This window comes from Rhodococcus sp. PSBB066 (assembly GCF_017068255.1).
Taxonomy (GTDB): Bacteria; Actinomycetota; Actinomycetes; order Mycobacteriales; family Mycobacteriaceae; genus Rhodococcus; species Rhodococcus aetherivorans.
In genome coordinates, this window is sequence record NZ_CP070859.1 from 4,166,744 (window position 1) to 4,184,955 (window position 18,212).

At 72.8% G+C, this 18,212-nt stretch carries 17 protein-coding genes; 3 read left to right on the forward strand and 14 right to left on the reverse strand.

Going from position 1 to position 18,212, the window contains the following annotated elements; all coding sequences use genetic code 11:
* Window positions 1–31 precede the first annotated feature (31 nt).
* Window positions 32–412, forward strand: coding sequence for a metalloregulator ArsR/SmtB family transcription factor (locus tag JYA75_RS18845; RefSeq protein WP_161996562.1), 381 nt, complete (start codon window positions 32–34; stop codon window positions 410–412).
* A complete protein-coding gene (locus JYA75_RS18850; protein ID WP_203329245.1) occupies window positions 409–2,370 on the forward strand; it encodes a cation-translocating P-type ATPase in 1,962 nt (653 codons plus the stop codon). The genes JYA75_RS18845 and JYA75_RS18850 overlap by 4 nt, the downstream gene beginning before the upstream one ends.
* A gap of 45 nt (window positions 2,371–2,415) precedes the next feature.
* Here the strand turns inward: JYA75_RS18850 and thrS are convergent, their stop codons facing one another.
* From thrS to JYA75_RS18875, 5 genes are all read right to left on the reverse strand, one after another.
* Window positions 2,416–3,645, reverse strand: a complete 1,230-nt coding sequence (thrS, locus tag JYA75_RS18855; protein WP_275408363.1) for a threonine--tRNA ligase — start codon at window positions 3,643–3,645, stop codon at window positions 2,416–2,418.
* 415 nt (window positions 3,646–4,060) lie between these two features.
* On the reverse strand, window positions 4,061–5,170 hold the full coding sequence (gene aroB / locus JYA75_RS18860) for a 3-dehydroquinate synthase (RefSeq protein ID WP_006947002.1): 1,110 nt from the start codon (window positions 5,168–5,170) through the stop codon (window positions 4,061–4,063).
* On the reverse strand, window positions 5,167–5,751 hold the full coding sequence (locus tag JYA75_RS18865) for a shikimate kinase (RefSeq protein ID WP_006947003.1): 585 nt from the start codon (window positions 5,749–5,751) through the stop codon (window positions 5,167–5,169). The genes aroB and JYA75_RS18865 overlap by 4 nt, the downstream gene beginning before the upstream one ends.
* Before the next feature lie 4 nt (window positions 5,752–5,755).
* Window positions 5,756–6,943, reverse strand: a complete 1,188-nt coding sequence (aroC, locus tag JYA75_RS18870; protein ID WP_006947004.1) for a chorismate synthase — start codon at window positions 6,941–6,943, stop codon at window positions 5,756–5,758.
* Between the two features lie 47 nt (window positions 6,944–6,990).
* Window positions 6,991–7,596 (reverse strand): prepilin peptidase, encoded by a 606-nt coding sequence (locus tag JYA75_RS18875; protein ID WP_049904244.1) that lies wholly within the window; start codon window positions 7,594–7,596, stop codon window positions 6,991–6,993.
* Between the two features lie 162 nt (window positions 7,597–7,758).
* Between JYA75_RS18875 and JYA75_RS18880 the strand changes: the two genes are divergently transcribed.
* Window positions 7,759–8,133, forward strand: coding sequence for a DUF1622 domain-containing protein (locus JYA75_RS18880; RefSeq protein ID WP_006947006.1), 375 nt, complete (start codon window positions 7,759–7,761; stop codon window positions 8,131–8,133).
* On the opposite strand, the gene JYA75_RS18885 is transcribed toward JYA75_RS18880, so the two are convergent.
* The 9 genes from JYA75_RS18885 to JYA75_RS18925 form a co-directional block, all read right to left on the reverse strand.
* Window positions 8,126–9,352 (reverse strand): sigma-70 family RNA polymerase sigma factor, encoded by a 1,227-nt coding sequence (locus tag JYA75_RS18885; protein ID WP_185712732.1) that lies wholly within the window; start codon window positions 9,350–9,352, stop codon window positions 8,126–8,128. The two genes, JYA75_RS18880 and JYA75_RS18885, sit on opposite strands and share 8 nt — an antisense overlap.
* A 7-nt stretch (window positions 9,353–9,359) precedes the next feature.
* Window positions 9,360–9,713 carry a YciI family protein gene (locus tag JYA75_RS18890; RefSeq protein ID WP_006947008.1) on the reverse strand — a complete coding sequence of 118 codons (354 nt, stop codon included), beginning with the start codon at window positions 9,711–9,713 and terminating at the stop codon, window positions 9,360–9,362.
* 112 nt (window positions 9,714–9,825) lie between these two features.
* Window positions 9,826–10,167 (reverse strand): metalloregulator ArsR/SmtB family transcription factor, encoded by a 342-nt coding sequence (locus JYA75_RS18895; protein WP_006947009.1) that lies wholly within the window; start codon window positions 10,165–10,167, stop codon window positions 9,826–9,828.
* Window positions 10,160–10,600 (reverse strand): SRPBCC domain-containing protein, encoded by a 441-nt coding sequence (locus JYA75_RS18900; protein ID WP_006947010.1) that lies wholly within the window; start codon window positions 10,598–10,600, stop codon window positions 10,160–10,162. Before JYA75_RS18900 ends, JYA75_RS18895 begins: the two co-directional genes overlap by 8 nt.
* An 86-nt stretch (window positions 10,601–10,686) precedes the next feature.
* Window positions 10,687–11,520 carry a shikimate dehydrogenase gene (locus JYA75_RS18905; RefSeq protein WP_050035200.1) on the reverse strand — a complete coding sequence of 278 codons (834 nt, stop codon included), beginning with the start codon at window positions 11,518–11,520 and terminating at the stop codon, window positions 10,687–10,689.
* Window positions 11,510–13,318, reverse strand: coding sequence for an endolytic transglycosylase MltG (mltG, locus tag JYA75_RS18910; RefSeq protein ID WP_185712731.1), 1,809 nt, complete (start codon window positions 13,316–13,318; stop codon window positions 11,510–11,512). Before mltG ends, JYA75_RS18905 begins: the two co-directional genes overlap by 11 nt.
* Window positions 13,315–13,839: a Holliday junction resolvase RuvX gene (ruvX, locus tag JYA75_RS18915; protein ID WP_170914086.1), complete on the reverse strand. Its 525-nt coding sequence runs from the start codon at window positions 13,837–13,839 to the stop codon at window positions 13,315–13,317. The genes mltG and ruvX overlap by 4 nt, the downstream gene beginning before the upstream one ends.
* Entirely contained in the window at window positions 13,839–16,505 is a 2,667-nt protein-coding gene (gene alaS, locus JYA75_RS18920) for an alanine--tRNA ligase (RefSeq protein ID WP_050035198.1), read from the reverse strand. Before alaS ends, ruvX begins: the two co-directional genes overlap by 1 nt.
* 225 nt (window positions 16,506–16,730) lie before the next feature.
* On the reverse strand, window positions 16,731–18,140 hold the full coding sequence (locus JYA75_RS18925) for a replication-associated recombination protein A (protein ID WP_006947018.1): 1,410 nt from the start codon (window positions 18,138–18,140) through the stop codon (window positions 16,731–16,733).
* Window positions 18,141–18,212 lie beyond the last annotated feature (72 nt).

Consider the following 18,212-nt stretch of genomic DNA (forward strand, 5'->3'; position numbering starts at 1 on the left):
TTACATCGCCTGAAACCGCTATCATCGCCGTATGACGATCAATCGTGACGGTGGTGCGGTCCCGACGTCGACCCGGCCGGTGCCGGACCTCGACGCCGCGGTGGCGCTGTTCCACAGCCTCTCGGACGGCACCCGATTGGCGATCGTGCGACGGCTCGCCGAGGGTGAGGCGCGGGTGGCGGACCTCGTCGGTGAGCTGCGGTTGGCGCAGTCGACGGTCTCTGCGCACATGGCGTGCCTGCGGGACTGCAACCTCGTCGAGGGCCGCCCCCAGGGCCGGCAGGTGTTCTACTCGCTGACCCGACCCGAGTTGATGGACCTACTCGCCTCGGCCGAGACGTTGCTGGCCGCGACCGGGAACGCGGTCGCGTTGTGCCCGAACTACGGCACCGGCACCGGGAGCGCGTCGTGAGCGACGCCTGCGGTTGCGGCCACGCCGAACCCCGCCTCCCCGGCGAGGACGAGCACGCGCCCGAGAAGTTGTGGCAGATCACGGAGATCCGGGCGGCCGCCGCCGCGGGCGTCCTGCTGGTGGCGGCCCTGATCGTCCGTGTCGGCGGCGGACCCGACGCTCTCGGTGTGGGACTCGAGGCGGTGGCCTTGATCGTCGCCGGCTACACCTTCGTCCCCGCCACGCTCGAACGCCTGGCCAGGGGCGGGATCGGCGTCGGGACCCTGATGACGAGCGCGGCCCTCGGCGCGGTGCTGCTCGGTGAGGTCGGCGAGGCCGCGATGCTCGCGTTCCTGTTCGCGATCAGCGAGGGACTCGAGGAGTACGCCGTCACCCGCACCCGCCGCGGCCTGCGCGCACTGCTGTCCCTGGTCCCGGACACCGCCACGGTGCTGCGCGACGGTCGCGAGCAGACCGTTCCGCCTGCCGACCTCGCGCTCGGCGAGGTCATGATCGTCAAACCCGGGGAGCGGATCGCCACCGACGGGATCGTCCGATCCGGGCGCACCGCCCTGGACACCTCCGCCGTCACCGGGGAATCGATGCCCGTCGAGGCCGGTCCGGGCGACGAGGTGTTCGCCGGGTCGATCAACGGCACCGGTGTCCTCGAGGTCGAGGTCGCCGCCGGCGCGCAGGACAACTCGCTGGCCAGGATCGTGCGGATCGTCGAGGCCGAGCAGTCCCGCAAGGGCGACGCGCAACGCCTGGCCGACAGGATCGCCACCCCACTCGTCCCGGCCGTGATGGTCGCGGCCGCGGCCATCGCCGTCGTCGGCAGCCTGGCCGGGGATCCGCGCGTGTGGATCGAACGCGCCCTGGTGGTGCTGGTCGCCGCGTCGCCGTGCGCGCTGGCGATCGCGATCCCGGTCACGGTCGTCGCCGCGGTCGGCGCCGCATCCAGGTTCGGCGTCCTGGTCAAGGGCGGCGCCGCCCTCGAGGCTCTCGGCCGCATCCGCGGCATCGCGTTGGACAAGACCGGCACCCTCACCCGGAACCGGCCCGCCGTGCTCGACGTCGCCACCGCGGAGGGAACGACCCCCCACGACGTTCTCGCCGTGGCCGCCGCTCTGGAGGCCCGCAGCGAACACCCCCTCGCCCCGGCGATTCTCGCCGCCGTCGACGACTACGTGCCGGCCGAACAGGTGGACGCGGTCCCCGGTGCCGGCCTGACCGGCCGCATCGCCGGCGCTCCTGTCCGGCTGGGCCGGCCCGGCTGGATCGACGCCGGTCCGCTCGCCGCGGACATCGAGCGGATGCAGCACGCCGGGGCCACCGCGGTCCTCGTCGAACGCGAAGGCGCCGCGATCGGGGCGGTCGCCGTCCGCGACGAGCTCCGCGCGGAAGCGCGCGAGGTGGTCGCCGGGCTGCGCCGTGACGGCTACACCGTCGCGATGCTCACCGGCGACAACGACCGCACCGCCCGAGCCCTGGCCGCCGACGCCGGTATCGACGAGGTGCACGCCGACCTGCGCCCCGAGGACAAGGCCCGTCTCGTCGAGACCCTGCACGCCACACGGCCGACCGCGATGGTCGGCGACGGGGTCAACGACGCCCCTGCGCTCGCGGCCGCCGACCTCGGCATCGCGATGGGCGCGATGGGCTCCGACGTCGCCATCGACACCGCCGACGTCGCCCTGATGGGCGAGGACCTGCGGCACCTGCCCCGAGCGCTCCGCCACGCTCGACGGTCGCGGACGATCATGCTGCAGAACGTCGGACTGTCCCTGGCGATCATCACCGTTCTGATGCCACTCGCCCTGTTCGGAGTCCTCGGCCTGGCCGCGGTCGTCCTCGTCCACGAGGTCGCCGAGATCGTCGTGATCGCCAACGGAGTCCGGGCCGGGCGCGCGCGGAGCCCGACTGCGACGGCACGACCAGCGCCGACGGCGGCCGAGCCGATCGCCGGAACCCGGTCATGACCCGAGACGCCGGCTCCCCCTCGGCCGGCGTCCACGAGGGGGCGTTCACGGCAGCGCGGACGGACGCAGGACCCGGCCCCGGACGTCGGCCCGCACCCGTTGCACGAACTGCTCGCGCCCGAGGCACGCCCGCTGCCCCGACTGCGGCACCAGTGCGCTGACGGTCTCGTCCGCGAGTTCCTCGTCGCCGACGATCGCGATGTACGGGTCGCGGTGCAGGCGCGCGGCCCGGATACGGCTGCCCAACGAACCCCCGGCGAGCACGTCGACGCGAATCCCCTCGGCCACCAACCTGTCCCGCAGCCTGCCGGCCCCGTCGCCGTGGCCGTCCCCGACGGGCAGGACCGCCACCTGGCGGGGCGACAGCCAGGGCGGCATGCGCCCTTCGAAGCGTTCGACGAGCATCGCGATCAGCCGCTCCATCGACCCGAGCACACCCCGGTGGATCATCGCGGGCCGATGCCTGCGCCCGTCCTCGCCGGTGTATTCGAGGGCGAAGCGCTCGGGCTGAGTGAAGTCGAGCTGGACGGTGGACACGGTCTCCTCGCGCCCGTGCGCGCCGGCGACCTGGATGTCGATCTTCGGACCGTAGAACGCGGCCTCCCCTTCGGCCTCGAAGAAGTCCAGCCCGCGCCGTTCGAGCGCTCCGCGCAGTTGATCCTGGGCGTGCGCCCACTGCGCGCCGGTGCCGAGATACCGCCCGCCGGCGTCACCCAGGGACAGGCGGTAACGCCGGTCGTCGAGCCCGAGGACCCCGTAGCAGCGCTCGATCGCACTCAGCGCGAGTTCCACCTCCGCGCCGACCTGTTCGGGCGCGCAGAACACGTGCGCGTCGTCGAGACTGATCTGCCGGACCCGGCTCAGGCCGGCGAGCACGCCGGACAGTTCGCTGCGGAACATCGATCCCAGCTCCGACAGGCGGATCGGCAGGTCGCGGTAGCTGCGGCCCCGCGAGGCGAAGATCTGGGCGTGGTGGGGGCAATTGGCGGGCCGGAGAACGAAACTCTCGCCTCCGACCCGCATCTCGGGGAACATGTCGTCGGCGAATTTGGACCAGTGGCCGGACCGGACGAACAATTCCTTCTTGGCGAGCACCGGGGTGTAGACGCGGCGACAGCCGGTTTCGGCCGCCACCTCGGCGGCGAAGGCCTCGAGTTCGGCACGGATCACCGCACCGTCCGGCAGCCACAGCGGAAGGCCCGCACCCACTATCGGTGCGGTGGCGAACATTTCGAGTTCGCGACCGAGCACTCGGTGATCTGCACCGTTCATGATCCGTTCCTCGACTCTCGTGTCGGCGAGAGGAAGCGACGTGCCCGAACACGACGAAAGCCCCGGGACGTCGACTCCCGGGGCTCGCGTGGTGGGTCAGCAGTGAGCGACGCGGCGCCGGAAGGCATCCGGCGTCGTCGTGACCTGCTGAGCGTTCATCATGACGGGAATCGTACGGCCGGTACCACCCGGAAATCAACGAAGAGCCGAGGGCGAATCCGAACACGTTGCGGCGAAAAGTCTTTCATTTCCGTGGCCGCGGTCGGCCGTCCGGTGGGGCCGCGACCTTTGATTCGGAAAATTCTTTGATTCCGTCCGGTTCGAATTACCTCTGGCCGAGTAAGCCGAGGGATCCCGGAAAAATGGAACGGGCCGGCGCACCCTTCGGTGCGCCGGCCCGTCGAGGGGGCTCAGCGGATCACAGGAGCACGGTGCCCGGGTCGGCGGTCCCCTCCCGCGCGACGGCCGAGTACGCCGCCGCGAGCAGCGACGGATCCGGTCCCTCGAGCCTGCCGGGCTTGGCGAGGCCGTCGAGGACGACGAACCGGAGCATGCCCGCGCGGTTCTTCTTGTCGGACTGCATGCCCTCGAGCAGCTGCGGGAAGGCGTCGGCGTCGTAGGTCGTGGGCAGCCCGACGAGCTCGAGGATGCTGCGGTGCCGGTCGGCGGTGGCGTCGTCCAGGCGCCCCGCGAGGCGGCCCAGCTCGGCGGCAAAGACCAGGCCGACGGCGACAGCGGCGCCGTGACGCCACCGGTAGCGTTCGCGCCGTTCGATGGCGTGCCCGAGGGTGTGCCCGTAGTTGAGGATCTCGCGCAGGCTCGACTCCTTGAGGTCCGCGGCGACGACCTTCGCCTTGACCTCGATCGAGCGTCGGATCAGTTCGGGCAGCACCGTTCCCGCCGGGTCGAGCGCGGCCTCCGGGTCGGCCTCGATCAGCTCGAGGATCTTCGGGTCGGCGATGAAGCCGGTCTTGACGACCTCGGCGAGGCCGGCGACGATCTCGTTGCGCGGCACCGTCTCGAGGGTCGCGAGATCGACGAGCACCGCGGACGGCTCGTGGAAGGCGCCGACGAGGTTCTTGCCGGCGTCGGTGTTGATGCCGGTCTTGCCGCCGACCGCGGCATCGACCATCGCGAGCAGCGTGGTGGGCACGTGCACGATCCGCACCCCGCGCATCCACGTCGCGGCGACGAACCCGGCCAGGTCGGTGGCCGCTCCCCCGCCGAGGCTGACGATCGCGTCGCTGCGGGTCAACCCGATGCGCCCGAGCACCTCCCAGCAGAATCCCGCGACGGCGAGGTCCTTGCCGTCTTCGGCGTCGGGGATCTCGACCCGGTGGGCGTCGATCCCCTTCTCCGCCAACGCGGTGCGCACCGCCTCGGCGGTCTCCGCGAGCGGCGGCTGGTGCAGGATCGCGACGGTGCGGGTGCCGGTGAGTTCGTCGACGAGCTCACCGAGCAGGCCTCGGCCGATGATCACCGGGTAGGGCTGGGCCGTCTGGACGTCGACGCGTACCGGTTCGGTCACGGTTGATTGCTCCGATTCTCTGTACTGGTCCCGCTGGCAGCGGACGGGTGGGCACCGGTGGCGGCCAGATCCGTCTGCGCCTCCAGTTTGGCAAGGACCTGCTGCACCACGCGGCCGGGGCTGCGCCCGTCGGTGCGCACCCGGATGGTGGCCGCCTGCCGGTACAGCGGGCGGCGCCGGCGCATCAGCTCCCGGTACTTCGCCGCGGGATCCGCCCCGGCGAGCAGCGGCCGCGTGGTGTTGGTCCCGGTGCGGCGCAGGCCCTCGGCGACGCTGATCTCGAGGTAGATCACCGTCCTCCCCTCGAGCAGGGCGCGGGTGCGCTCGGACAGGATCGCGCCGCCGCCGAGCGAGACGATCCCGTCGTGACGGGCGAGCGCGTCGGCCACCACCTCTTCCTCGATCCGCCGGAACGCCGGTTCGCCGTCGGTGCCGAAGATGTCCGGGATCGTGCGCCCGGTGGTGCGCTCGATCTCGGCGTCGGTATCGAGCAACGGCAGGTCGAGGGCTTGGGCGAGCCGGCGGCCGATGGTCGACTTGCCGGCCCCGGGCGGCCCGATCAGAACTGCGCGTGGCGTCATGTCGTCACCGTGGCACCCGGGCCGCGACGGCCTCGAGGTAGTTGCGGACGTTGGTGCGGGTCTCGTCGATCGAGTCGCCCCCGAACTTCTCGAGCGCGGCCTGCGCCACGACGAGCGCCACCATCGCCTCGGCCACGACGCCGGCCGCGGGCACGGCGCACACGTCGGAGCGCTGGTGGATCGCGACGGCCTCCTCGCCGGACGACATGTCGACGGTGGCGAGGGCGCGCGGCACCGTGGAGATGGGCTTCATCGCGGCCCGCACCCGCAGCGCCTCGCCGTTGGTCATGCCGCCCTCGAGGCCGCCGGCCCGGTTGGTCGAGCGGAGCACGCCGTCGGGGCCGGGCCGCATCTCGTCGTGGGCGACGCTGCCGCGGCGGCGGGCGGTCTCGAAGCCGTCGCCGACCTCGACGCCCTTGATGGCCTGGATGCCCATGAGGGCCGCGGCGAGCCGGGCGTCGAGCCGGTCGGCACCGCTGATGAACGAGCCGAGACCGACGGGCAAGCCGTGCACCACGACCTCGACGACACCGCCGAGGGTGTCACCGTCGCGCTTGGCGGCCTCGATCTCGGCGATCATCGACTCCTCGGCCGACTTGTCGAAGGCCCGCACCGGGCTGGCGTCGATGGCGGCGAGGTCGGCGCCGGTCGGCTCCACCCCCACGTAGGGTTCGGACGCGCCGATGGAGATCACATGCGAGACGACCTCGGCGCCGAACACCTGGCGCAGGAAGTTGCGGGCCACGGTGCCGGCGGCGACGCGGGCCGCAGTCTCCCGGGCGCTGGCGCGCTCGAGGACGGGCCGGGCGTCGTCGAAGCCGTACTTGAGCATGCCGGAGTAGTCGGCGTGGCCGGGTCGCGGACGGGTCAGCGGCGCGTTGCGGGCCTGCCCGGCGAGCAGTTCGGCGTCCACCGGGTCGGCGGACATGATGGTCTCCCACTTGGGCCACTCGGTGTTGCCGATCTCGATGGCCACCGGGCCGCCGAGGGTGTGGCCGTGCCGGACGCCGCCGAGGATGGTGACCTTGTCGGCCTCGAATTTCATGCGCGCGCCGCGGCCGTAGCCGAGGCGGCGCCGCGCCAGCTGCTCCGAGATGTCGCTCGACGTCACCTCGACACCGGCGACCATCCCCTCGAGCATCGCGACGAGGGCGGGACCATGGGACTCTCCAGCAGTTATCCAGCGCAGCACAATCCCATCCTTCCACGTGCACCGCCACCGGCAGGACGCCGCCCCGGTCAACCCGCCGCCAGGACCGCGGCGACGGCCGCCGCGCACATCGACGGCCCGTGCGGCAGCACCACACCGCGCGGGCGGCGATGTGCCCGTACCCAACCCGCGCCGACGACGACGGCGCCCGCCGCGGCGGTGAGCAGCGGTGGCAGCAGGGCCGCCGTCGTCCACGCGGCCGCGCCGTTCGCGCCCGCGGCCGCCCCCAGCCCGGCGGCGAGCTTCACATCGCCCGCGCCGAGACTCCGCGGGGCGGCCAGGTGAGCGAGCAGGTACGGCCCGGCCAGCAGGACCGCCCCGGCGAGCGCGGGGGCCGCGTGTCCCGCTCCTGCGGCGACCGCGAGGACGACGGCGGCGCCCGGCACCGTCAGGACGTTCGGCAGCCGCCGCGCCGACAGGTCGGCCGCGCTCAGGCACACACACCACCAGATCAGCGCCGCGACGGCGGCCGCACCCGGTGCCGTGGCGGTGGCGAGCACGGCCACGGCGCCGCCGGCCGCGGCGGCGGCCTCACACACCCCGCGCGGTGGGTGGCGCCCGGCGAGGCGGGCGACGAGGCGGTGCGCGCCGGCACCGGCCGCGGCGCCGAGCACGGCGAACAGCAATACGGTCATGGCGGCAGCGTGCCGCGCGCGCGGCGCCGGCACGGCGATCTCGCCGCCCGCAGGCGGAATCTGTGGATAACCGGTCCGGGTGTGGACAACCGGTTGCCGGGACGGATCGAGCCGGACCTGCGAACATGACCGAATCGTCCCGTCCGCACCCCGGAGGTTCGCATGGAGCTGTCCCGCGTGCTCGAGACCGTCGGCGGCGCCGTCGACGTGGTCGGGGTGGCGGTGATCGTCGTCGGTGCGGCGGTGGCGAGCTGGGTCGCCGTGCGGTCCTGGCGCCGCTCCGCCGCCGCACCGATCTACGAACGCTACCGGCGCGATCTCGGGCGGTCGATCCTGCTCGGTCTCGAATTCCTGGTGGCCGCGGACATCATCAAGACGGTCGCCGTCACCCCCACCTTCACCTCGGTAGGGGTACTGGCGGTCATCGTCCTCATCCGGACCTTCTTGAGCTGGTCCCTGCAGCTCGAGATCTCCGGCCGGTGGCCGTGGCAGAACGGCAGGACCGGGCCGCCGGCGGAGGAGTCGCCGGTCAGCTGAGCTCGGCGCGACGGCGCTGCAGGAAGCCGCGCTCGGCGGCGTTGGCGGTCCGCGCGAGCGCCGCGTCGTACGCCGCGGTGGCCTCCGGGATGCGGCCGAGCCGGCGGAGCAGGTCGGCGCGCACCGCGTGGAACAGGTGGTAGCGGTCCAGGTCGAGGGCATCGACGAGGGCGAGACCCGCGGCGGGGCCGTCGACCTCGGCCACCGCGACTGCCCGGTGCAGGGCGGCGACCGGGGTGGGTGCGACGACGAGCAGCTGATCGTAGAGCGCGACGACCTGCCGCCAGTCGGTCGTCTCGACCGTGGCGGCATCGCCGTGGACGGCGGCTATCGCGGCCTGGATCTGGTACGGGCCGGGCCGCCCGAGCCGCAGGCAGCGCCGGACGAGGGCCTGTCCCTCGGCGATCCGGTCGCGGTCCCACAGCCCGCGGTCCTGCTCGGCGAGGGGCACCAGATTCCCGGCGGCGTTCGTGCGGGCCGGTCGTCGCGCGTCGGCGAGCAGCAGCAACGCGAGCAGGCCCAGCACCTCGGGTTCGTCGGGCATGAGCTCGGCCAGCAGGCGGGCGAGCCGGATCGCCTCGGTGCACAGGTCGTCGCGGACCAGCCGGTCCCCACCGGCCGCGGTGTGCCCCTCGGTGAAGACGAGATAGACGACGGCGAGCACGGAGCCGAGGCGGGCGGGTAGCTCACCGGGGTCCGGAACGCGGTACGGGATGCGGGCGTCGCGGATCTTGCCCTTGGCGCGCACCAGCCGCTGCGCCATGGTCGTCTCCGGGACGAGGAAGGCCCGGGCGATCTCGGCCGTGGTCAGGCCGCCGAGCAACCGCAGCGTGAGGGCGACGCGGGCGGCGGGCGCCAGCGCGGGATGGCAACACGTGAAGATCAGGCGCAGCCGGTCGTCGGGCACGACGGTCTCCTCGCCGTCGACGGCGGTGTCCCCGGATTCGTGCAGCCGGGCGGCGTCGGCGTGCTTGCCGGCGCGGGCCTTCTCCCGGCGGATCCGGTCGATCGCGCGGCGCCGGGCGGTGGTGACGATCCACCCGGCCGGGCTCGGCGGCAGCCCGTCGACCGGCCACCGGGCGACGGCGACGGCGAACGCGTCCTGCACGGATTCCTCGGCCAGGTCGATGTCCCCGAAGGCGCGGACGAGCGCGGCGACCGCACGGCCGTGTTCGGCGCGGAACACGCGCGCGATCTCCGCGTCCGTCACCTCGGGCACGGGCGTGTCACCCGCAGTGCCCGCCCTGCAGCGGCCGCACCTCGATCGGCAGCGTGATCGCGCGGGCGAGCTTGCGGCCCCACTCCAGGGCGGCGTCGAGGTCGGGCGCCTCGATCACGGTGAACCCGCCGATGTGTTCCTTGCCCTCGAGGTACGGGCCGTCGGTGGTGAGGATGCCGTCGCCCGCGAGCCGGAGCACGGTGGCGGTGCTCGGGGGGTGCAGTCCCCCGGCGAACACCCAGACGCCGGCGGCACGCATCTCGGCATCGACGGCCTCGACGTCGCGCATGATCGGGTCGAGGAACTCCGGCGGCGGCGGGTCACCGTCGGGCTGGTAGATGCTCAGCAGGTACTGGGTCATGGCCGATCCTCCTCGCGGTGGCGGTCCCCGGCCCGGTGCCGGTGATCCAACCTGTACACGAACGGCCGGCGGGTGGATCGACATCCGGCGCGGAATTTTCTTCCTCCGCCGGTCAGCGGGAGGGCCGGCCCTCTTCGGCGGCGCGTTTCACCGCCCCGAGACGGCGGTCCCAGGCGTCGGCCAGCTCGGCGAGCCACCGGGCCGAGCCGTCCAGGGTCTCGGGGCGCGGGGTGTAGAGCACCTCCCGGCCGGCGCGGGCGGCGTCGACCAGGCCCGCGGTCTCGAGGATCTGGAGTTGCTTGACCACCGCCTGGCGCGAGACCGGGACCCGCCCGGCGAGCGTGGTGGCGCTGGCCCTCCCCAGTTCGGCGAGCGTGCCGAGGATGAGCCGGCGGGTCGGGTCGGCCAGCGCCGCGAGCACCGCGCCGACGGCGGAATCGGCGGGATCAGGCACTCTCGACGTCCCGTTTGGCGATGTCGAGCTGCTGCCGCCAGCCGTCGGTGTTGCCCTCGAACGCCCCGCGGCGCTGTGCCGGGGTCCCGTCCAGGGCGCCGAACCCGCTCTCGACGACGCGCAGGACGGTGCCGCCGCCCACCTCGGTGAGGAAGAACTCGACGAGGGTGGCGGCGCCGTCACGGGGCGGCTCGTCGATCACCGCCGAGCAGCGGTACGCGAGGTACCGGGGCTCATCGGACGCCACCCGGTACATCGGGAACTTCCCGTACCGCGGGTCGTGGACGACGATCAGGTCGCCGTCGGTGGTCACGGTGTGCCCGGAACGGTCGCCGTCGCCGATCCACCAGCCGGGCCGGGCGACGAGCTGCCACACCCGAGCGGCGGGCGCCTCGATGCGGATCTCCCGTTCGATGCGGTCCGGCGTGTCCATGGGAACCTCCTCGTCCGATGACATGCAACTTCATGGTTGCACCTACCCGGACGATGTGCAACCGGACGGTAGCACCTACCGGTGGTTCAGCCGGCGACGGCCGCCGCCATCGCCTCCCGCGGGGCCGGCCGGCCGGTGAACTGCTCGACCTGGCCGAACGCCTGGTGCAGCAGCATCTGCAGGCCACCCACGACGACCGAGCCGTGCGCCGCGGCGGCCTCGGCGAGCGGCGTGGGCCACGGGTCGTAGATCGCGTCGAGGACGAACGGCGCGCGGCCGAGCTGCTGCGCGTAGGGCGCGGCCGCCGCCGCCGGCACGGTGCTCACCAGCGCGCCCGCGGACGCGCACACCTCCCCGAGTTCCGGGGCGTCGAACGGCAGCCAGCGCGGCTTCATGCCCACCGCCTCGGCACAGTCGAATGTCTCGGCGGCCCGGAGCTCGCTGCGGGCGACGACGGTCACCGACGTGACCCCGAGCTCGGCGAGCCCCACGAGGGCCGGGCGCGCCGTCCCCCCGGCCCCGACCACCACCGCCGAGGCGCCGGTCAGATCCCCGACGCCGGCGGCGCGCAGCGCGCCGGTGACGCCGTCGACGTCGGTACAGTCGGCCCGCCAGCCGTCCGCGGTCCGCACCAGGGTGTTGGCCGAGCCGATCAGCACCGCCCGGTCGGTACGCTCGGTGGCGAACTCGAGCGCCGCGAACTTGCCGGGCATCGTCACCGACACCCCGACCCACTCGGGGCCGAGCCCGGCCACCAGCGCCGGCAGCTGCTCGCCGGTGCATTCGATGCGCTCGTACGTCCAGTCCGTCAGCCCCAGCGCCCGGTAGGCCGCCAGGTGCAACAGCGGGGACTTCGAATGCGCGATGGGGCTGCCGAGGACCGCGGCCTTGCGGCCGCCGGTCACGATGTCATCTGCCACTGTCGAGGATTCCGCTTTCCAGAGCCTGCTGCGTATTCGTCAGGTGTTCGTCGTAGCTGTTGGTGAACAGGGTCGTGCCCTGGGCGTCGATGGTCACGAAGTACGTCCAGTCCCCCGCCTCCGGGTTCTCCACGGCCTGCAGCGCCTCGATGCTCGGCGACGAGATCGGCGTGGCGGGCAGTCCGGGGCTCGCGTACGTGTTCCAGGGGGTGACCTGCGCCCGGTCGGCGTCGGTGGTCGCCAGCTCGGTTTCGTCGAGGGCATAGTTGACCGTCGAGTCGAACTGCAGCGGCTGCCCGATCTTCAGGCGGTTGAGGATCACCCGCGCGACCTTCGCGAAGTCGTCCGGCAGCGCCTCGCGTTCCACGAGGGACGCGGCGACGAGCATCTCGTACGGGGTCAGCCCGACCTTCGCCGCGGCCTGGGTGATGCCGGTCTCGTCGTAGCGCTGCGCGCTGGTGGCGACGAGGTACCGCAGGATCTCGGCGGCCCCGGCACTGGGGTCGAAGTCCCAGCGGCCCGCCGCGATGAGCCCCTCGAGCTGACGGTTGCGGTCGGGCACGTTCGCGACCGCGCCCCGCGCCCATTCCGGCACGCCGAGCGCGGCGAGGTCGGTGCTCGCGCCGGCCGCGTCGAGCTCCTCGTACGTCAGGCAGGTGCGCTGCCCGTCGCGGTCGAGGCAGCTGGCCTCCGCGATGAGGGTGTAGATGCCCTTGCGCACCGCGCCGGTGTTGACGTCGCGGATGTCGTGCAACTGCCGGCCCTCGGAGATCACCACCGCCCCCACCCGGTTCGCGGGGTCGACCAGGGCGGCGACGGCCTCGCGGGCGGGAAGCCGGCTGGCGATCGAGTAGAAGCCCGGCTGCAGCGAGTTCATGCCGGGGTCCTGGACGGCGGCGTTGTAGAAGGCATCGGAGCTGGCGACGATGTCCGCCTCCTTGAAGGCGGCGCCGATCTGCTCGGCGGTGTCGCCCGGGTGCACCTGCACCACGACGGCGGGACCGCCCGCACCGGTGTAGTCGGGCGGCAGGTCCGGGCCGGTGAATTTCTGGTAGGCGAAGAATCCGCCGCCGAGGAGCAGGACCAGCACGGCCGCGACGGCGAGGATCCCGACGATCCGGCCGCGGGTGCGGCGGGCCCGGGCCGAGCGGGCGTGGGCCCGGCGGGCCGGGGACACTCCGACGGTTTCGGGGGCGGCGCGGTCGGCGGAGTCGGTCCAGTCCCGCCCTGCGGCCGGCGTCTCGGCGTATCCGCGGGGGTCGTCGTCCACCGCGGCGTAGCCGAACTGGTCGTAGCCCGCCTCGTCGTAGGCCGGCCGCTGCTCGTAGTCGTCGTACCGGTAGGCCCCCGGCTCGGGGTCGTACCCGTCGTGGTCGCGGGGGTCGTAGTCCCGGGGCTCGTAGCCCTGCGTCTCGTAGCCCTGCGTCTCGTGGGCCCGGGCCTCGAAGGTGTCGTGGCCCGGGCCGTCGGTGGGAGTCCGGCCGTGGGGATCGAGGTCCTGCCGGTCGTGGCGGGGGTCGGGCTGCGACGGGGCGCCGGGGGCGTAGTCGTCGAGCCGGTAGACGTGCTCGGTGGTCGGCGCGTCGTCGAAGGGATGTCCGGCGGCCGGATGCGGTGGGTGCTCGTATCGGTAGCCGTCCCCGGCCGGGGCCGGCGGCTCCGGGACGTCGGGCCCCGGAGAACCGTGCCGCGGCCGGTACCACTCGTCCTGCTGCGCGGGTCCGAAGCCGGAGCGCCCCCCGGGGAAGTCGTGGTCCGCCCCGGTGGACTCGTCGTCCGGCCGCCCGTGCCGGCTCACTGCCCGCTCCCCGGCTTGCCGTCCTCGGCCACGTTCACAACTGCACTCCGCTCGTCCAACCAACCCTGCAAGATGGCGACGGCGGCGGCCTGGTCGATCACCGGCCGCGCACCGCGCGCGCTGACTCCGCTCTCGCGGAGCGCCCGCGCCGCAGTGACCGTCGTGAATCGTTCGTCGGCCATCCGCACAGGGATCCCGGTCAGGCGCCGGCGCAGCCGTCCCGCGAAATCACGGGCCAGTTTCGCGGCCTTGCCGGGCTCCCCGCGCAGGGTCTGCGGCAGTCCGACGATAACCTCCACGGCCTCGTACTCCGTGACGATGTCCACAATGCGCCGGATATCCGGCGCGTCGGACCCGCGTTCCTTCGAGCGGGGCACGGTCTCGACCGGAGTGGCCAGGATGCCGTCAGGGTCGGACGAGGCGACCCCGATTCGGACACTTCCGACATCGATGCCGATGCGGCGGCCGCGGCCGGGGTCGTCGACGCCCGGACGGTCGGGACCGGCGAAGTCGGCCACGATCAGCCGGCCAGCTCGCTCAGCCGGGCCCGGAACGCGGTCAGCGCCGCAGGGATCCCGGCCGGATCGGATCCGGATCCCTGCGCCATGTCGGGCTTGCCGCCGCCGCGGCCACCGATGGCGGGCCCGAAGCTCGACACCAGGTCGCCGGCCTTGATGCCCCTCGCCTGGGCCGCCTTGGTGGTGGCGACGACGAACGGCACCTTGCCGTCGGCGGAACCGAGCAGCAGCACCACGGCGGGCTCGCTGCCGAGCCGGCCGCGGACGTCGGAGGCGAGGCTGCGCAGGTCGTTCCCGGCCACGCCCTCGGGGGCGGTCTCGGCGACGACGAGAAGATCCCCGGTGCGCTGCGCCTTCTCGGCGAAGGTGCCGGCCGAGGCGAGCACCGCGGCGGCGCGGGTGCGTTCGAGCTCCTTCTCGGCCACCTTCAGCCGCTCGATCAGGGATTCGACCCGTGCGGGCACCTCCTCGGAGGGCACCTTCAGCGTCGAGGAGAGACCCGCGAGCAGCGCCCGTTCCTTGGCCAGGTGCCGGTACGAGTCCAGGCCGACGTACGCCTCGACGCGGCGCACGCCCGAACCGACGGACTGCTCGCCGAGCAGGGTGACGGTGCCGACGTGGGAGGAGTGCTCGACGTGGGTGCCGCCGCACAGCTCCATCGAGAACGGGCCGCCGATCTCCACGACGCGGACCTCGTCGCCGTAGTTCTCGCCGAAGAGCGCCATCGCGCCCATCTTCTTGGCCTTGTCCAGGTCCGTGACGAAGGTGTTCACCGGGTAGTTCGCGGCGACGGCCTCGTTGGTGACGGCCTCGATGTCGGTCTTCTGCTGCTCGCTGAGCGCGCCGGGCCAGGAGAAGTCGAACCGCAGGTAGCCCGGCTTGTTCAGCGAGCCGGCCTGCACGGCGTTGGGGCCGAGGACCTCACGCAGCGCGGCGTGGACCAGGTGGGTACCCGAGTGGCCCTGGGTGGCGCCCTTGCGCCAGGACGGGTCGACCTGCACGAGCACGGCATCGCCCTCGGTGACCTGTCCCTCGAGCACGGTCACCTTGTGCACCCACAGCTGCTTGGCGATCTTCTGGACGTCGTTGACCTTGATGCGCAGGCCGCCGGCGGTGATGGTGCCGACGTCGGCGATCTGGCCGCCGGACTCGGCGTAGAGGGGGCTGCGGTCGAGGATCAGCTCGACGTCCTGGCCGGCCTGCGCCGCGTGCAGCCGCTCGCCGCCGGTGATGACGGCCAGCACCGTCGCCTCGGTCACCAGCTCGGTGAAGCCGGTGAACTCCGTGGGGCCGCGGTCGAGCAGCTCCTTGTAGACGGTCAGGTCGGCGTGGGCGTGCTTGCGGGCGCGGGCGTCGTCCTTCGCGCGCTGGCGCTGCTCGGCCATGAGGGAACGGAACCCGTCCTCGTCGACGGTCAGGCCCGCCTCGGAGGCCATCTCCAGCGTCAGATCGATGGGGAACCCGTAGGTGTCGTGCAAGGTGAAGGCCTCGGTGCCGCCGAGGACGGACCTGCCCTGCACCTTCGCGGTCTCGACCGCGCCCTCGAACAGCTTGCTGCCGGTGCCCAGGGTCTTGAGGAACGCGGTCTCCTCGCCGACGGCGACGGTCTCGATGCGCGAGTAGTCCGTGGCCAGTTCCGGGTAGGACGGGCTCATGGTGTCGCGCACGACGGCCATGAACTCGGCCATCGTCGGCGTGTCGGCGCCGAGCAGCCGGGCCGAGCGCACGATCCGGCGCAGCAGGCGGCGCAGCACGTAGCCACGACCGTCGTTGCCGGGGTTGACGCCGTCGACGATGAGCATCGCGGCGGTGCGGGCGTGGTCGGCGATGACGCGGAACCGCACGTCGGAGGCGTGGTCGGCGCCGTAGACACTGCCGGTCAGCTCGGCGGCCTTGTCGATGACCGGGCGCAGCAGGTCGGTCTCGTAGACGTTCTCGACGCCCTGGAGCAGGAACGCGACGCGCTCGACGCCCATGCCGGTGTCGATGTTCTTCTTCGGCAGCGGCCCGAGGATCGGGTAGCTCTCCTTGGCGCCGCCCTCACCGCGCTCGTTCTGCATGAACACGAGATTCCAGATCTCGATGTAGCGGTCCTCGTCGGCCTCCGGGCCGCCCGGGGCGCCGTACTCGGGGCCGCGGTCGTAGAAGATCTCCGAGCAGGGGCCACACGGGCCGGGGATGCCCATGGACCAGTAGTTGTCCTTCATGCCGCGACGCTGGATGCGCTCGGCGGGGACACCGATCTTGTCGTGCCAGATCGAGTACGCCTCGTCGTCGTCCAGATACACCGTCGCCCAGAGCTTCTCGGGATCGATGCCGTAGCCGCCGTCCTCGACGGGGCTGGTCAGCAGCGACCACGCATGGCCTATCGCCTCTTCCTTGAAGTAGTCGCCGAACGAGAAGTTGCCCGCCATCTGGAAGAACGTGTTGTGCCGGGTGGTGATGCCCACCTCCTCGATGTCGAGGGTGCGCACGCACTTCTGCACCGATGTCGCGGTGCTGAACGGCGGGGTCTGCTGGCCGAGGAAGTAGGGCACGAACGGGACCATGCCGGCGTTGACGAACAGCAGGTTCGGGTCGGCGAGGATCAGCGACGCGCTGGGCACCTCGGTGTGGCCGGCCTTCACGAAGTGGTCGAGAAAGCGCCTGCGGATCTCGTGGGTCTGCACGTCGATGGTCCTCTTTGTCTGACGGTGTGGGCTGCCGAACCCGCGCGGGCACGGCGAATCGGCCATCGTTCAGCTTATCGCGCGGGCGACGGTGGCCGTTCTCGCCACCCGCGCCGCTCCGTCCCCCGCCGGGGGGGCGAGCGAATGTATCGTTCACCTCCGTAGTCCGACGGCATGGTTCATTCGCTCGGCGCCTGCCGCGCGACCTGCGGCGCACGCGGTGCCCTACCGTTCGCCGCGCACGATCCGTCGCAGCTTGGGCACCCGCTGCGCCAGCTCGCGCTCGGCGCCGTGGCCGGTCGGGGTGTAGTAGTCGACGCCGACGAGTTCGTCCGGCGCGTACTGCTGCGCCAGCACGCCGTCGGGGTGGTCGTGCGGGTAGCGGTAGCCGACGGCGTTACCGAGCTTCTGGGCGCCGGCGTAGTGACCGTCGCGCAGATGCGCCGGCACCGACCCGGACCGGCCGGCCTTGACGTCGGCGATCGCGGCGCCGAGCGCGGCGGTCACCGCACCCGACTTGGGCGCGGTCGCGATGTGGATGGTGGCCTGCGCCAGGGCGAGCTGCGCCTCGGGCATGCCGACGAGCTGCACGACCTGCGCGGCCGCCGTCGCGGCCTGCAGCGCGGTGGGATCGGCCATGCCGACCTCCTCGCTGGCCTGGATCATCAGCCGCCGCGCGATGAACCGCGGGTCCTCCCCCGCGACGATCATCCGCGCGAGATAGTGCAGCGCCGCGTCGACGTCGGAGCCGCGCAGCGACTTGATGAACGCGCTCGCGACGTCGTAGTGCTGGTCGCCGTCGCGGTCGTAGCGCACCGCGGCCTTGTCGATGCTCGACTCGACGGTCGGCAGGTCGATCGTCGCGCCCGTACCGCCGCGGTCGAGCGCGGTCTCGGCCGCCGCCTCGAGCGCGGTCAGCGCGCGACGTGCGTCTCCGCCCGCGAGGCGCACCAGGTGGTCGAGCGCGTCGTCGGTGATCTCCACACCGCCGCCGAGACCGCGTTCGTCGGTGCGGGCCCGCTCGAGCAGGGCCCGGATGTCGTCCGGGCCCAGCGGCTGCAGCTGCAGCACCAGCGAGCGGGACAGCAGCGGGGCGACGACGGAGAACGACGGATTCTCGGTGGTGGCCGCCACGAGCAGCACGATCCGGTTCTCCACCGCGGCGAGCAGCGCGTCCTGCTGGGTCTTGGAGAAGCGGTGCACCTCGTCGATGAAGAGCACGGTCTGTTCACCGGCGCCCAGGCGGCGACGGGCCAGGTCGATCACGGCCCGCACGTCCTTGACGCCGGCCGACAGCGCGGACAGCGCCTCGAAGCGGCGGCCGGTGGCACCGGAGATGAGGGAGGCCAGGGTGGTCTTGCCGGTCCCCGGCGGGCCGTAGAGCACGACGGACGCGGCGCCGGAGCCCTCGACGAGGCGGCGCAGCGGCGCACCGGGGGCGAGCAGGTGCTGCTGGCCGACGACTTCGCTCAGGTCGGCCGGGCGCATCCGCGCGGCGAGCGGCGCGTTCGGTCCGGCACCGCGGGACGGGCGCGACGCCGGTGGTACGGGTGCGGGGTCGGGCTCGGTCGGGCGGGGGGTCTCGAACAGGGCGTCCGGTCCGGCTGGTTCCTCCGCTCCGAAGAAGGTGCTCACCCCACGACGCTACCGTCCCGGCCCGACGGCGGGTCGGGCCGACGGCGCGTGAACCGGCCGTGAACGTTCGGG